Below are 15,877 nucleotides of genomic sequence, written 5' to 3' on the forward strand. Positions count from 1 at the left end.
TATCTCACGGTCGGTCGACCGCGTGCAGGACATGATCGTCGTGGTCGGCGGCCACGTGTACACCACCGAGTTGGAGGAGTTCCTCACCACGCACCCCGACGTGCGCCTGGCCGCCGTCTACGGCGTCCGCGACCAGGGCAACGTCGAACGCGTCCACGCCACCGTCGTCCTCACTCCGCACAGCACCACCACCCCCGACGACCTGCGCACCATGGTCCAGACCGGCCGAGGCGCCATGTACGTGCCGGACCACGTCGACGTCGTCGACGCCCTGCCGCTGACCGAGGTCGGCAAGCCCGACAAGAAGGAACTACGCCGTCGAGCCGCCAACCGCACCAAGCGGTAGCCGAGGTCGCCCGCGGGGATCGGCGCACAGTGCAAGGCAGTTGTGATCGACCCGCGCGAGGGCCTGTCACCCCACCGCCTCACACGGGCCGGGTGAGGTGAAGCGGGCCAGACCGCCTGACGCTGACCGCGTTGCGATGTGGTCGCCTGGCCACTCGGCCCGTGTTCACCTATTTCGGGTGAAGTGAGCTCGATCGCGCCGCGCGACGATGAGCGGTAGGTACGACGGTGGGAGGCCGCGATGGACTGGAGCGGATGGGGTGTACTCGCTGTCGGTGTGGTGCTGTGCTTCTTCGGCAGGCGCTCCCTGCACCTGGCGGTGCTGGTCTCGGGCTTCGCGCTGGGATGGCTACTGGCCGACACGCTCGATGCGTCGCCGTTGACGGCATCCCTGGTCGCACTGGCGGCGGCACTCGGGTGCTGGGCAGTGGTCACCTTCGTGTTCCGGTCGGCGCTGTTCTTCGTCGGCGCGCTGACCGGCGGCGTGATCGGCCTCAAGCTCTACGGACTCCTCGAACCCGGCGAGAAGAACGTCCTGCTGGCGATCATCGTCGTGTTGGCGCTGGCCTGCCTCGGCGGCCTGGCGACGCAGCGGTTCAGAACCCAGATGCTCGCCGTGATGTGCGCACTGGGCGGCGCCGCGCTGACCATGTCCGGCACCGCACGGATCGCCCCCAGCGTGCTCGATTTTCTGCACACACCACAGACAACTGCCCAAACCGTTCTGGCAGGTGTCGTCTGGCTCGCACTCACGGTGGCCGGGTGGACAGTGCAGCGAAACCAAAGCCGGAAACCCGAATCGGCCAACCAGACGTAACGCTGTCACGGAACGTGCTTTGGTCCCGGGAATTGCGTTGCTCGCACTTGCGACGATGATCTCATGCGCACGTTCGAGGAGTTGGTCGCCGAAGCGGAGTCCGTAGATGTGTCCGGCTGGGGGTTCGGGTGGTTGGCCGGTAGGGCCACGGAAGAGCGCCCTCCGTGGGGCTTCGCGCGGCAGCTGGCGCGGCGGCTCCCCACCGTGTCGGCGGTGCTCGATGTCGACACCGGTGGCGGCGAGGTGCTCGCCGAGATGCCCAGCCTTCCGGCACGGACCTGCGCGACGGAGAGCTGGGCACCCAACGCCCGGCGTGCGGTTGACTTGCTCGGGCCACGCGGGGTCGAGGTCGTCCAGACGACCGATGGCGCGCCGTTGCCGTTCCCGGATGGCTCCTTCGAGCTCGTGGTCAGTCGGCACCCGGTTCGCCCCGACTGGCGGGAGATTCGCCGCGTACTCGGGGCTGGCGGGCACTACTTCGCGCAGCACGTCGGTCCGGCATCGGCGTTCGAGCTGATCGAACAGTTTCGCGGGCCGCTGCCGAAGGAACGCGCCAACCGTGACCCGCGACGCGAGCGGGCTGACGCAGAGGCATCAGGGTTGACCGTCGCCGACCTCCGTACCGCTCGGTGTCGGATGGAGTTCTTCGACATCGGGGCGATTGTGTACATCCTGCGGAAATGTGTGTGGTGGGTGCCGGACTTCACCGTCCAGCGCTACGACGATGTTCTCCGGCGGCTCGACACGCGGATCCGATCGGAGGGCGTGTTCGTCGCACACTCGACTCGGCACCTGATCGAGGCTCGTCGTTAGGGGTGCCTCTCGCGGGTGGTCGGCATCAGCGGCGGTAGCAGTCGGCGATGGCGGCGAAGGCAGCTTTGGGTTCCCACGGCATGTCCGGGTAGGTGTCGCCGAGGCGGTCTTCGAGCACCTTGACGATGCCGAGGCTGGCCAGGTCGAGGTCACGACGTGGGTCGTCGGCACGGTGGGGGTAGTTGTAGAGCGCGAACAGGTACACGAACGTGCTGTCGACACCTTCGGAGTCGAAGATCTCGAGCAGCTCACGCAGGTACGCGGCCTGACCGGCCTCGTCACGGGCGTACTCACCCGTCAGCCGGACCGGAGCACCGCGTTCGTCGGTCTCGACGATCTCCATGCTGCGTGGGGCGACGTCGCCCGCGCCGCGCCAGGTGGCGGTGCCGAAGCCGGTGATCGCGACCGGCTTTCCCTGTGCCACGAGGGTGCGCACCCCGGTCCGGAACTGGTCTGCCACCTCGGCTGACCGGATCAGCTCGACCGACATGATGTCGAAGAGATCCCAGTCGACTCGCTCGAACGGTATGCAGGCGTAGGTGATCTTTCCCCCGAACCGGTCGCGGATGGCCGGGACGACCGCGCGGAAGAGATCGTCGAGCACGGCGGTCGCCTCGGCGAGCCGCTCGGCCCGGCCTTCGGGTTGCCCCAACAACAGTCCGACCCGTTCGTCCACCGAGTCGCCGGGCAGGAACCCTCGGTTCATGATGCTGAGTTCCACACCGGCCACGAACACGACCTCGGCACCCGACTTCCGGATGACCTCCGCGCGCTGGGCGCAGTCGATGAACAGCGACCGGATCTCCTCCGGGGTCAGCTCCAGCGGGTAGGGCGAGAACCAGACCTCCAGGCCGAGATCCGCCGCGCAGCGAGCGGCGAGTTCGAGCCGCTCCGGATCGCCTCCCACCACGTGGACGGCGTCGCAATGCAGGTCGTCGCGGATGATGCCCATCTCCCGTCTGACCAGGTCCACATCCAACCGGTCGCGGGAGTTCTCGCCGCCGCGGACGAAGCCGGTGTCGTAGGCGATGCCTCGAGCACGCATGGTCGGTGTTCCTCTCCGTCGGGTACGCCGACGGACACTAGAACCAAACTTGCGTGCACGCAAGTTTGGTGTCACGCAATTTTGCGGACACGCAGCTCCACTGGAATGCTGGGACCGTGACGACCAGACGCACAGGCCTGCGCGAGCAGAAGAAGCTGGCCACCAAGGAGGCGCTGCGCGAGGCAGCCCTCCGTCTGGCGCTCACCGTCGGCCCCGACAACGTGCGCGTCGAGGACATCGCGGAGGCAGCGGGGGTTTCCCCCAGGACCTACAACAACTACTACGCCAGCCGCGAACAGGCGATCGTCGCGGCGGTCACCGCCGAACGGGAAACACGAGTCGCGGCATCGGTGACCGCACGCGAGGCCGACGTCGGCCTCGCCCAAGCCGTGACGGACGCGGTCGTTGCGCAGTACACGACTCCAGACGAGTCACACCGCGACGCCCTGTTGCTGATCATCGCCCGACCAGCACTACGGGCCGCGTACGTCGACTCGCCCGGCGCGATGGCGGACTCCCTCGCCGACGCGATCGCCCACCGCCTCGGCGACACCGTCGACCCCAACACCCCCCGCGTGCTGGCGGCCAGCGTCGCGGCAGCCGTGCGAATCGCGCTCCACCAGTGGACACAACCGGCAGCCACCTCCCTCCCCGCCGCGGGACTCGTCGTGCCATCGGGCTCCCTGCCCGACCTGCTCCGCGCCGCGCTGGCCCCACTCACCCCCGCACTCGACGCTGCCGAGAACAGCCACCCGCCTGGCGAGTGAACCCATCGCCGGCAGTCCGGATCTGCGATCCCGCAGGACGATGGTCACCGTCCGAAGTGGACGCCAGCCGTGGAGATGAATTGATCACATTTTCCCTTGCCCATGGTTTTGGTACTACGGGAGTCGACTTTCGGTACGACATAACCCGAATGGGGGTTGCGCGAAGATGACGGTCAACTAACCTGAAGAACGTTCGCCAAGAATCCCGCTCCCAAACGACCATGATTGCGGGGATGAGCACCCCGCCCTCGTTCCAGTCAAGCTCAGTCATCGTCGACGAAGAGCGTTGATCGAAAAGGCGACGATCATAGTCATGACTGAACTCTGCTCATTGTGAACTAGTCGTGTTATTGAGGCCGACTATGCATATGTTTCGTTCCTTCTTGTCTTGTTTCGCCTATCCGATACTTCTGGCCGCCGTGGCCGTGGTGGTTTTTGCGACCCTGCACCTCGGGTGGGATCTCGGCCTGGTGAGCTTCTTCTTCCTGGCCGGCACGATCGGCTATCTCGCCGCGGTGGAGCGGGTGATCCCGTACCTGCGGGCATGGCTGCCCAGCACGAAGGAGTGGGGCCTCTACGGCGTCTACTTCGTACTGACCATGCTCGGCGGCGGGCTGGCGCAGCTGCTGGTGGTGGCCGTGGTCGGGCTGATCTCGCCGACGGATCCCGCGCTGCCGCTGGGAGTCGAGATTCCGCTGGCGCTGCTGCTCGGCTCGCTGGCCAGCTACCTCGTGCACCGGGTCGAGCACACCAACACCTGGTTGTGGCGCCTGCACGGGGTGCACCACGTGCCGGAGAAGGTCAACGTCGGGAACAACGGGGTCAACCACATCGTCGACATCGTGCTCGCGCAGGGTGTCGTGCAGTCGTCGCTGGCGCTGGTCGGGTTCTCCCAGCAGTCGGTATTCGTGGTGGGGATCTTCGTGATCGCGCAGGGATATTTCGTGCACGCGAATATCGACGTGCGGATCGGCTGGCTCAACTATGTGCTGGCGAGCCCGGAGCAACATCGCCTCCACCACAGTACGGTGGTGGCCGAGGCCGGTCACTTCAGCTCCGATCTGTCGATCTGGGATCGGGCATTCGGTAGCTTCACCTGGCGTCCGGGACGGGCACCGGCCGCGGTCGGGTTGTCGGTACCGGATTCTTTCCCGGCGACCGACGCGGTCATCGCGAGCATGCTCCACCCGTGGCGTTCGAATAAACCCGTCGAACCATCCGCCTGAATCCGCGACATTTCACTGACACGAGGATTTGCCCAATATGGACTCATCGGCTGCTGCTGCCTGCGATCAGGACGAAAGAATTGCCATCATCGGCATCGGGTGCCGGCTGCCGGGCGGCGCGTCCGACCACCGGACGTTCTGGCAGAACCTGGTCAGCGGAAAGGACTGCATCACGCGGACGCCTGCCGACCGCTACGACGTCACCACGCTCGCCAGCAGGGACAAGGCGAAGCCGGGCAGGCTGGTCGGCGGCCGGGGCGGGTACATCGACGGCTTCGACGAGTTCGACCCCGCGTTCTTCGGCATCAGCCCACGCGAGGCCGAGCACATGGACCCGCAGCAGCGCAAACTACTCGAGGTCAGCTGGGAGGCGCTGGAGGACGGCGGACAACGGCCCTCGGACCTGGCCGGGCAGGACGTCGGTGTGTTCGTCGGCGCGTTCACACTGGACTACAAGATCATCCAGTTCGCCGACCTCAGCTTCGACACCCTGGCCGCACACACCGCGACCGGAACCATGATGACGATGGTGTCGAACCGCATCTCGTACTGCTTCGACTTCCGCGGTCCGAGCGTGTCGATCGACACCGCGTGCAGTTCGTCCCTGGTCGCCGTGCACCTGGCGTGCGAGAGCCTGCGTCGCGGCGAAAGCAGCGTCGCGCTGGCCGGCGGCACGTTGCTGCACATGACCCCGCAGTACACGATCGCCGAGACCAAGGGCGGTTTCCTGTCCCCGGACGGCCGGTCGCGGGCCTTCGACGCGGCGGCCAACGGTTACGTGCGTGCCGAAGGCGTCGGCGTGGTCGTGCTCAAACTCCTGCGGGACTGCCTTCGGGACGGCGACCCGATCCACGCGGTGATCCTCGGCAGCGGGGTCAACCAGGACGGCAGGACCAACGGCATCACCGTGCCGAACCCGGACGCGCAGACCAGCCTGATTGAGCGGGTCTGCGCGCAGGCGGGCATCACGCCGGGCGATCTGCAGTACATCGAGGCGCACGGCACCTCGACGCCGGTCGGCGACCCGGTCGAGGCCAACGCGCTCGGCCGCGCGCTGTCGATCGGGCGCAGACCGGGCGACCGGTGCTACGTCGGGTCGGTCAAGACCAACATCGGGCACACCGAGTCCGCCGCGGGCATCGCCGGGCTGATCAAGACCGCGCTGTCGTTGAAACACCGGATGATCCCGCCACACATCAACCTGGAGCGGATCAACCCGGGTATCGACATGGCGTCGCTACCGTTCGAGATCCCGACCCGGCTCACCGAGTGGCCGGACCATGACGGGCCTGCGCGGGCCGGGGTGAACGCGTTCGGGTTCGGTGGCACCAACGCGCACGTACTGCTGGAGCGAGCACCGGAACAGCGGGAAACCACCGCGATCCGGCGGGCGGGCTGGACCATTCTTCCCATCACCGCACGGGATCCGGCCGCCCTTCCAGACCTGGCCGCCGGTATCCGGGCCGAGCGCACTGACGTCACCGACCTCGGCAACACACTGGCGCACCGGCGCCAGCAGTTGCCGGACCGACTGTCGGTCGTGCACGACTCGCGGGAGTCGCTCGACGAACGGCTCGCGTCCTATCTGGACGGACAGGCGCACCCGCACGTGCTCACCGGGAGGCAGCGCGAACCGGCCGACCGCCGCCTGGTCTGGGTCTTCACCGGCATGGGCCCGCAGTGGTGGGCGATGGGACGGCAGCTCTTCGACAGCGAGCCGGTCTACCGCGCGGCCGTCGAGGCCTGTGACCGGGAGATCACCCGGCTCGCCGGCTGGTCGCTCATCGACGAGATGACGGCCGACGAAGCGTCCTCGAACATGAGCCAGACCTGGCTCGCGCAACCGGCCAACTTCGCCGTGCAGACCGGTCTCGCCGCGCTGTGGCGTCACCACGGAGTGGTGCCGGACGCGATCGTCGGGCACAGCACCGGCGAGGTCGCGGCGTTCCACGCGGCCGGTGTCTACAGCCTCACGGAGGCCATCACGGTCGTGTTGCACCGCAGCCGGTTACAGCAACGGCTGGTCGGCACCGGCACCATGCTCGCGGCGAGCCTCGCCGAGGACGAAGCGCGGCACCGGATCCTGCCCTACGGCGACCGGGTGTCGGTCGCCGCGGTCAACAGTCCGTCCTCGGTCACGCTCGCCGGGGACCGCGACACGCTGGCCGTCCTGGCCGCCGCACTGGAGGCCGAGCGGATCTTCGCCAGGTTCCTCACGGTGGAGGTGCCCTACCACAGCGCGCGGATGGAACTGGTCAAGGACGAGCTGCTCGACTCGCTGGCCGGCCTGACGCCGGGTCCCGCGACGCTGCCGCTCTACCTGACCGGGCGCCCCGGCCGCGCGGACGGCCCGGAACTGGACGCGGGCTACTGGTGGACCAACGTGCGCGAGCACGTCGGGTTCCGCGCCGCGGTCGACCGCCTCGCCACCGACGGCCTCCGGGTGTTCCTGGAGGTCGGCCCGCATCCGGTGCTCGGCAACGCCATCAAGGAATGCCTGGCGGCCATGGACATCACCGACGGCGTCACGCTGCCGTCGATCCGCCGCCACGAGGATGAGCCAGCCCGGTTCATGACCTCACTGGCGGCACTGCACAACCTCGGCGTCGAGATCGACTGGCACGTGCTGCACCCGGGCGGGCGACCGGTCACGCTGCCGCGCTACCCGTTCCGCCGCGACCGCTACTGGGTCGAGCCCGCGGTGGTCGAGCAGGTCAGGCTCGGCAGGCTGGACCACCCACTCCTGGGCCGCCGCCTGGCCAACGCCGAGCCGACCTGGGAGACCAGGCTCGACGTCGAAACGCTGCCCTACCTTGCCGACCATCGGCTCCAGGGCAACGTGGTCCTCCCCGCGGCGGGCTACCTGGAGATGGCGATGCAGGCGGTACGGGCGATGACCGGCGGCGCCACGGCCGCGCTCGCCGACATCGAGCTGCGCAAGGCCCTGTTCCTGACCAGCGCGGAGGCCAGGACGGTGCAGTTGTCCTTCTCCTCGGACGCCGCGTTCACCGTGGCGACGGTCGACGGCGCCGTGCACTCCAGCGGGGTGGTTCGCGCAAGCCAGCGCCGAAGCAGTGACGCCGCACTGGACGCGGCGGCCGTCCGCGCACGCTGCGTCCGCGAGCTGGACCGGACGAGTTGCTACGCCGGGCTGGCCGCCATGGGCTACGGGTACGGCCCGGCGTTCCAGTCCATCGAACGGGTCTGGCTCGGCGACGGCGAGGCACTGGCGCTGATACAGCCTGCCGAGCCACTCGACACCGAGGACCACCACATGCACCCGGTGCTGCTGGACGCCTGCTTCCAGACGCTGCTGACCCCGCAGCTCCTCGGCAACCCGGCCGGCATGCGCCTGCCCGTGTCGATCACGGAGGTACGCATGGACCAGGCAGGCCCTGGTCCGCTGCTGGCGCACGCGACGGTCACCAACGCCGGTGACGAACTGACCGGCGACATCGCGGTCTACCGCGACGACGGCACCCCACTCGGCCGGATCAGCGGCTTCCGCGCCGCCGACGTGGAGAAGGCGCCCACCGCGATCAGCAGGCACACCATCGACGGCTGGCTGACCGAGGTGTCGTGGATCCCGGCACCGCCCATCGAACAGACCGGCGCGATCACCGGCACCTGGCTGGTGTTCGCCGACAGCCACGGCGTGGCCGGTGAACTGGCCGAGCTGGTACGGGCCGATGGCGGCCGCTGCCACCTGGTGCGCCCCGGCGACTACCGATTCGGCGCCGACGAGTCGACGGTCGTGCCGGGCCGCGCGGCCGACCTGAGTCGGCTGCTCACCGAACTCGGCCCCGTGCACACGATCGTGCACCTGTGGAACCTTGACCTCCCGCCGATCGACGAGACCGCACGGCATGAGTTCACCCGGCACACCAGCACCGGCTCCTACTCGCTGATCGCGCAGGCACAGGCCCTGCTGTCCGAACCGGCAGGCGACACGACGCTGCACATCGTCACCCGGGGCACCCAGGCCGTCGTGCCAGGTGACGTCGTCGAGCCGCTGGGGGCACCGGCCTGGGGCATCGGCCGCGTGTTGTGGCACCAGGAACTGACCGCCCACCGGGGCACGCTGATCGACCTCGACCCGGCGGGCACCGCCGAGGGCCAGGCGCGAGCGCTGCTGCGGGAGATCACCGGCGGCACCGGCACCGGCACCGGCGAGATCGCACTACGCGGCGACGAGCGCTACACCAGCAGGCTCACGCAGGCCGCCGACCTCCCCCGCCCGCTGCCGCTACGGCTGCGTGCCGACGGCAGCTACCTGGTGACCGGCGCGTTCGGGGCGCTCGGCAGGCTGCTGTGCCGCACCCTCGTGCTGCGTGGTGCCCGCAGGCTGATCCTCGTCGGGCGCAGCAGGCTGCCGGAGCGCGACTGGTGGCGCGAGGTCGATCCCGACTCGCCTGCCGGGCGCAACGTGCGATTCCTCAAGGAGCTGGAAGCCCTTGGCGCGCAACCGATCCTGGCGCCGCTGGACATCACGGACGAGGCCGGGCTGACGACCTGGCTACGTGACTACCGGCAGCGGGAGCTGCCGCCGGTCCGCGGCGTGTTCCACCTCGCGGGCCACGTCAGGGACACCCTGGTCGGCGAGCTGGACCGGACGGACTTCGATGCCGTGTACGACCCGAAGGTCCTCGGCGCGTACCTGCTGCACCAGCACCTGCGTGACGAGCCGCTGGAGCACTTCGTGCTGTTCGCGTCGATCGCCTCGCTGCTGACCACCGCGGGCCAGACCAACTATGCGGCGGGCAACGCCTTCCTCGACGCGCTGGCCCACCACCGCCGCGCCCTCGGCCTGCCCGCGTTGAGCATCGACTGGGGCCCGTGGGCCACCGGCATGATCGAGGAGCTCGGGCTGATCGACCACTACCGCACCAGCCGCGGCATGCACTCACTGTCCCCCCGGGCGGGCATGGCGGTGCTGGAACACGTCATCGGGCAGGACCGGGCGCAGCTGGTGGTCGCGACGGTCGTGGACTGGCAGGTCTTCCTGGCCTGGTACCCGACGCCGCCACCGCTGGTCGCCGGGCTGGCCGCGGCCGCGGGCCCCGCGCAGGCGCCGAGGAGCGGCCGCTTCCTGGACACCGTCCGCGACGCGGACGACGAGCAGCGCGAGCTCCTGGTGACCGCGCGGCTCACCCAACTGGTCGCGGAGGTGCTGGGGGCGCCTGCCGATCAGGTCGACCACACGGCCCGGCTGTCCGGCTTCGGGCTGGACTCGTTGCTGGCCATGGAACTCCGCGCCAGGATGCACACCGAACTCGGTGTCTCGCTGCCCATGGTCGCCCTGCTCAGCCGCGCGACGGTCGGCGAACTGGCCCGGCAGGTGCACGACGCGCTGCTCACGGTGAACGATCAGGACGAGGACACCGACATCGAGGTCTTCACCGACCCGAACCGGCACCCACTGACCCAGAACCAGACGGCTCTGTGGTTCCTCAAACAGCTCAACCCGGACGGCTTCGCCTACAACATCGGCGGCGCGGTTCAGGTGCGGGTCGCCCTCGATCCGGGGCTGATGTGCGCCGCCGCGCACACGCTCGTCGAGCGGCATCCCAGCCTGCGGGCCAACTTCGCGCTGGAGAACGGGCAGGCGGTACAGCTGTTGCGTACCACGGCGATCCCGGACATCGCCGTCGTCGACGTCGAGGGCACGCCGTGGGACGACGTCTACCGGATGATCATCCAGGAGTACCGCAGACCCTACGACCTCGAGCACGACTCGCTGCTGCGCTTCCGGCTGTACCGCCGCGCCGACGACCACTGGGTGATCATGAAGGCGGTCCACCACATCATCTCGGACGCGATCTCGACCTTCACGTTCATCGAGGAGCTGCTGGCCGTCTACGAGGGGCTCCTGGCGGGACGCGACGTCGAACTGGCCCCGGTGCCCGCGACCTACCTGGACTTCCTCAACTGGCAGAACAGGGTGCTGGCGGGCAAGGACGCGCAGCGGATGCTCGAGTACTGGCGGCAGCGGCTGCCGGAGCGGATCCCGCAACTCACCCTGCCAACCGACAGGCCCCGCCCAGTCGTGCAGACCCACAACGGCGCGTCGGAGTTCTTCGTGCTCGACGCCGAGCGCAGCGCCCGCGTCCACGCGTGCGCCAGCGAGCACGACGTGACCGTGTTCGTGGTGCTGCTGGCCGCCTACCACCTGCTGCTGCACCGGTACTCCGGGCAGGACGACATCATCGTCGGCAGCCCGGTGACCGGCCGTACCCGCGACGAGTTCGCCTCGGTCTACGGCTACTTCGTCAACCCGCTGCCGCTGCACGCGGACCTCGCCGGTGACCCGTCGGTCGCCGAACTGCTCGCACAGATCCGGGCGACCGTACTCGGCGGGCTGGACAACCAGGCCTATCCGTTCGTGCTCCTGGTGGAGAAGCTCGGTCTGCGCCACGACCCGAGCCGCTCCGCGGTGTTCCAGGCGATGTTCATCCTGTTGGCACACAAGGTTTCCACCGAGCAGTACGGCTACCGGCTGGAGTACGTCGAGCTGCCGGAGGAGGAGGGACAGTTCGACGTCACCCTCTCGGCCTACGAGGACGAGGCGGAGCGGCGCTTCCACTGCGTGTTCAAGTACAACACCGACCTGTTCGCGCCCGCGACGATGCGGCGGATGGCCGGTCACTACATGAACCTGCTCGACGCGCTGACCGGTGCGGCGCCGACCCTGCCGGTCAGCGAGCTGGCCATGCTGGGTGCCGGGGAACGCGCACGCATCCTCGACAGCTGGAGCGGTGCCGACCGGCTGGTGAGCTACGACGAGCCGGTCCACGTGCTGATCAGCAGGGTCGCCGCGGCGCGTCCGGACGCGATCGCCGTCACCATGCCAGGGGCCGGCGGGCTGACCTACGCAGAACTGGACCGGCGCGCCGGGCAGCTGGCCTGCCGACTTCGCGCGCTCGGCGTGCGCGACGGCGCGGTGGTGGCGCTGTGCCTGGACAAGTCACCCGAGCTGGTCCTCATGCTGTTGGCGGTGCTCAGGGCGGGCGGCGCCTACCTGCCGCTGGATCCGGCGCATCCGGCCGACCGCCTCGGCTACCAGGCGCGGACCGCGGGCGCGGCGCTGGCCGTGATCGACGCCGCCGACCAGGCGCGCCTCGCCGGACTGGCCGCGGTTGTGCTGACACCGGCCGAGCTGCGTGCGGAGCCCACGAGCGAACCGCTGCCCGCGGAGGCGACCGACCTGGCCGCCACGGCCTACGTCATCTACACCTCCGGCTCGTCCGGCCGCCCCAAGGCCGTGCGGGTCAGCCACCGCAACCTCGCGTCGGCCGGTGCGGCGTGGCGCCAGGAGTACGACCTGCGCCACGACGTACACCTGCAGATGGCGAGCTTCTCGTTCGACGTGTTCACCGGTGACCTGGTCCGCGCGCTGTGCTCGGGCGGCACCCTGGTGCTGGTCGGCCGCGAGCTGCTGTTCGACACCGCGGCCCTCTACGAGACCATGCGTGCCGAGCGTGTCGACTGCGCCGAGTTCGTCCCCGTGGTCATGCGCGGGCTGATCAGCCACTGCGAGCGCGGCGGGCTGTCGCTGGACTTCATGCGCCTGCTGATCGTCGGGTCGGACACCTGGAGGGTCGAGGAACACCGGCGTCTGACCGCGCTGTGCGGCCCGGACACCCGCGTGGTCAACTCCTACGGCCTTTCCGAGACCACCATCGACAGCGCCTACTTCGACGGCCCCGTCGACGACCTCGAACCCAGCCGGATGGTGCCGATCGGCCGTCCGTTCCCGAACAGCACGCTGTACATCCTCGACACGCACGGCGAACCGGTACCGCCCGGCGTGACCGGCGAGCTCTGGGTCGGCGGCGACGGGGTCACCACCGGCTACGCGAGCGCCGCCGGGCGGTACCGCACCGGCGACCTGGCCCACTGGGACACCGAGGGCAACGCGCACCTGCTCGGCCGGGCGGACAGCCAGGTCAAGGTACGCGGCCACCGCATCGAGCCCGGCGAGATCGAGGCACGGCTCCTCGCCCTGCCCGAGGTGGCCGAGGCCGTGGTCACAGTGCGCACCGGCGAGGACGGCGACCCCGTGCTGTGCGGGTACTGCGTGCCCGTGGCGGGCGCGGTCGTCGACGGCAACCAGACCCGCCGACTCCTCGGCAGACACCTGCCGACGTTCATGATCCCGTCATACGTCATCTCACTCGGCGAGCTGCCGCTGACACCGAACGGGAAGGTCGACCTCGCCGCGTTGCCGGCACCGGGGCGGGCCGAGGCGACCTACGAGCCACCGGCGACGCTCTACGAGGTACGCATGGCAGAGCACTGGAAATGCCTGCTGGGGCTCGAACAAGCCGGTCTGCGGCACGACTTCTTCGAGTCCGGCGGCAGCTCGGTGCGGCTGATCGAGCTGATCTACCACCTGCGGGCCGAGTTCGGCGTGACCATCCCGGTCAGCAGACTGTTCGCGGTCACCACGTTGCACGGCATGGCGAAGGCGGTCGAGGACATCGTCACCGGCCGGACCGAAGGCGCGGCCCCGTACCTGCGGTTCAACACCGGCGACGGGCGGCCGACGATCTTCTGCTTCCCGCCGGCAGGCGGGCACGGCCTGATCTACCGCGGGCTCGCCACCCACCTGCCCGACCACCAGCTCGTCGCGTTCAACCACCTGCCCGGTGACGACCGGATCGCCCGCTACGCCGACCTGGTCGAATCGCTGGCCGGGCCGGGCGTGCTCTTCGGCTACTCGCTGGGCGGCAACGTCGCGTTCGAGGTGGCAAAGGAGCTGGAACACCGAGGACACAAGGTGCCCCAGGTGGTGATCATGGACTCCTACCGCATCTCCGAGGAATTCGAGCTGGGTACCGAGGCGTTCGCGGCCTTCGAACAGGAACTCGGCGGCCACCTCCGACTGCACACCGGCTCGGAGATCGTCGCCGAGGAGACCCTGTCCCAGGCCAGGGAGTACATCGAGTTCTGCGGCCGGACCCCGAACGTCGGCATGCTCACCGCACCGGTCAGCGTGATCTCCGACGAGGTGAAGATGCCGTTCTACGCCGACGGCGAGCACGGCACCTGGCAGGGCAGCTCGGCCACCGGTGCCGAGGTACTCCCCGGTTTCGGCGTCCACGCCGCCATGCTCGACGAGCGCAACGTCGCGCTCAACGCGGCCGTGCTACGGGACATTCTCACCGGCTCGAGCCTGGCGCAGACCCATGTCGCGTGACATCGGACCGGACTGGGGCGACCGGACGCCGGGCGGCGAACCCAGGGTCATCATCATCGGCGCGGGCATCGCCGGCCTGGCCACCGGCTGCTACGGACAGATGAACGGGCTGGCGACCCGCGTGTTCGAGAAACACGTGCTGCCCGGTGGCTGCTGCACGGCATGGTCACGGCAGGGCTACGTCTTCGACTACTGCATCGAGTGGCTCATCGGCACCGCGAAAGGCAACGACGCCAACCAGATCTGGCGCGAGCTCGGCGCGCTCGACGGCAAGACGATCAAGAACTTCGAGATGTTCAACCGGGTGGTCGACACCGACGGCCGGGCGGTGACCTTCTATCACGACCCGGACCGGCTGCAGCGGCACCTGCTGGACCTGTCCCCCATCGACGCGGCGCTGATCCGGTCGTTCTGCCAGGACCTGCGCCGGTTCGTCGACATCGACCTGTACCCGTTCCTCACTCCGCCACCATTGCGGACCACACGCGAGAAACTCCGCACCCTGGCCACGGTGCTGCCCGCGTTCCGCCTGTTCTGGCGGACCGCGGCGACCCAGATGGACACCTTCGCGGGCAGGTTCTCCGACCCGCTGCTGCGCCGCGCGTTGCCGTTCATCTTCTTCCAGGACCACGAGGTCTTCCCGCTGCTGCCCTACCTGTTCAACCTGGCGGGCGCCCACAACGACAACGCGGGGTTCCCGCAGGGCGGTTCGCTCGGGCTCGCGCGTTCGATCGAGCAGCGCTACCTCTCGCTCGGCGGCGTGCTCACCTACCGGACCAGGGTCCGCAGGATCCTGGTCGAGGACGGCCGCGCGGTCGGCGTCGAGCTCAGGGACGGGACCCGGCAGTACGCCGACCACGTCGTGTCCGCCTGTGACGGACACACCACGATCTACGACCTGCTGGAGGGCCGCCACACGAGCCCGCGCGTCGACAAGCTCTACACCGACATCCTGCACAGGCCCAACGTCCTCTACCCGGGCGTGGTGTCCGCGTTCGTCGGCGTGGACGGCGAACTCGACCCGGCCGAGGCACACAGCACGACCTACCTGCTGTCCGACGAGGAGGCCGCCGCCCTGCCCGGCGTGGCGCAGAACAGCATCGTGGTGCAGCTGCGCTCGCACTACTCGGACGGCTTCGCGCCGCCGGGCAAGTCGGTGATCCACTGCACCTACTTCAGCGACTTCGGGTACTGGCAGGCACTGCGGCGCACCAGCCGCCGGGAGTACTGGGCACGCAAGGACTCCGTCGCCGACTTCGTCCGCGACTTCCTCACCCGGCGCTTTCCCGGCCTGCGCATCGAGTTGGTCAGCGTCGCGTCCCCCGTGACGACCATGCGCTACACCGGCAACCTCGACGGCGCGATCCTGGCGTTCAAGTCGTTCACCGAGGCCGACGACGTGACCGCCAAGATGATCAGCAAGGACCGGATGGGCCTGCCCGGCCTGCGTAACTTCTGGATGGCGGGCCAGTGGATCGGCGGCGGCGGCCTGATCAGGGCGGCATCGACCGGCCGGTTCGTCACCCAGTACCTGTGCCACGAGCTCGGGCGCGAGTTCCGCGCGACGGAAAGCACCCGGGAGAAACCGTGGCACCGCGACGATCTGGGTTACCTCCCGCAGCTGGAACACCGGCCGCGGCCCGTGGCGACGAGGAGGCGATGACG

General features: G+C 69.1%; 8 protein-coding genes. 7 read left to right on the forward strand and 1 reads right to left on the reverse strand.

Annotated elements, in window-relative coordinates; translation table 11 throughout:
• Positions 1–31 precede the first annotated feature (31 nt).
• From WBA97_RS28160 to WBA97_RS28170, 3 genes are all read left to right on the forward strand, one after another.
• Positions 32–346 carry an AMP-binding enzyme gene (locus WBA97_RS28160; RefSeq protein ID WP_424233963.1) on the forward strand — a complete coding sequence of 105 codons (315 nt, stop codon included), beginning with the start codon at positions 32–34 and terminating at the stop codon, positions 344–346.
• 276 nt (positions 347–622) lie between these two features.
• A complete protein-coding gene (locus WBA97_RS28165; protein ID WP_424233964.1) occupies positions 623–1,162 on the forward strand; it encodes a hypothetical protein in 540 nt (179 codons plus the stop codon).
• A gap of 63 nt (positions 1,163–1,225) precedes the next feature.
• Entirely contained in the window at positions 1,226–1,975 is a 750-nt protein-coding gene (locus WBA97_RS28170; protein ID WP_424233965.1) for a class I SAM-dependent methyltransferase, read from the forward strand.
• Positions 1,976–2,000: 25 nt separating this feature from the next.
• On the opposite strand, the gene WBA97_RS28175 is transcribed toward WBA97_RS28170, so the two are convergent.
• Positions 2,001–3,020, reverse strand: a complete 1,020-nt coding sequence (locus WBA97_RS28175) for a hypothetical protein (RefSeq protein WP_424233966.1) — start codon at positions 3,018–3,020, stop codon at positions 2,001–2,003.
• Between the two features lie 116 nt (positions 3,021–3,136).
• Here WBA97_RS28175 and WBA97_RS28180 point away from each other — a divergent pair, with 116 nt between their 5' ends.
• From WBA97_RS28180 to WBA97_RS28195, 4 genes are all read left to right on the forward strand, one after another.
• Positions 3,137–3,787 carry a TetR family transcriptional regulator gene (locus tag WBA97_RS28180; protein WP_424233967.1) on the forward strand — a complete coding sequence of 217 codons (651 nt, stop codon included), beginning with the start codon at positions 3,137–3,139 and terminating at the stop codon, positions 3,785–3,787.
• 428 nt (positions 3,788–4,215) lie between these two features.
• Entirely contained in the window at positions 4,216–5,013 is a 798-nt protein-coding gene (locus WBA97_RS28185) for a sterol desaturase family protein (protein ID WP_424233968.1), read from the forward strand.
• A 37-nt stretch (positions 5,014–5,050) separates the two neighbouring features.
• Positions 5,051–14,212, forward strand: coding sequence for an amino acid adenylation domain-containing protein (locus tag WBA97_RS28190; RefSeq protein ID WP_424233969.1), 9,162 nt, complete (start codon positions 5,051–5,053; stop codon positions 14,210–14,212).
• On the forward strand, positions 14,202–15,875 hold the full coding sequence (locus WBA97_RS28195; protein WP_424233970.1) for a phytoene desaturase family protein: 1,674 nt from the start codon (positions 14,202–14,204) through the stop codon (positions 15,873–15,875). The genes WBA97_RS28190 and WBA97_RS28195 overlap by 11 nt, the downstream gene beginning before the upstream one ends.
• The last annotated feature ends 2 nt before the right edge of the window (positions 15,876–15,877 follow it).

This window comes from Actinophytocola sp., assembly GCF_049647105.1.
Classification (GTDB): Bacteria; Actinomycetota; Actinomycetes; order Mycobacteriales; family Pseudonocardiaceae; genus Actinophytocola.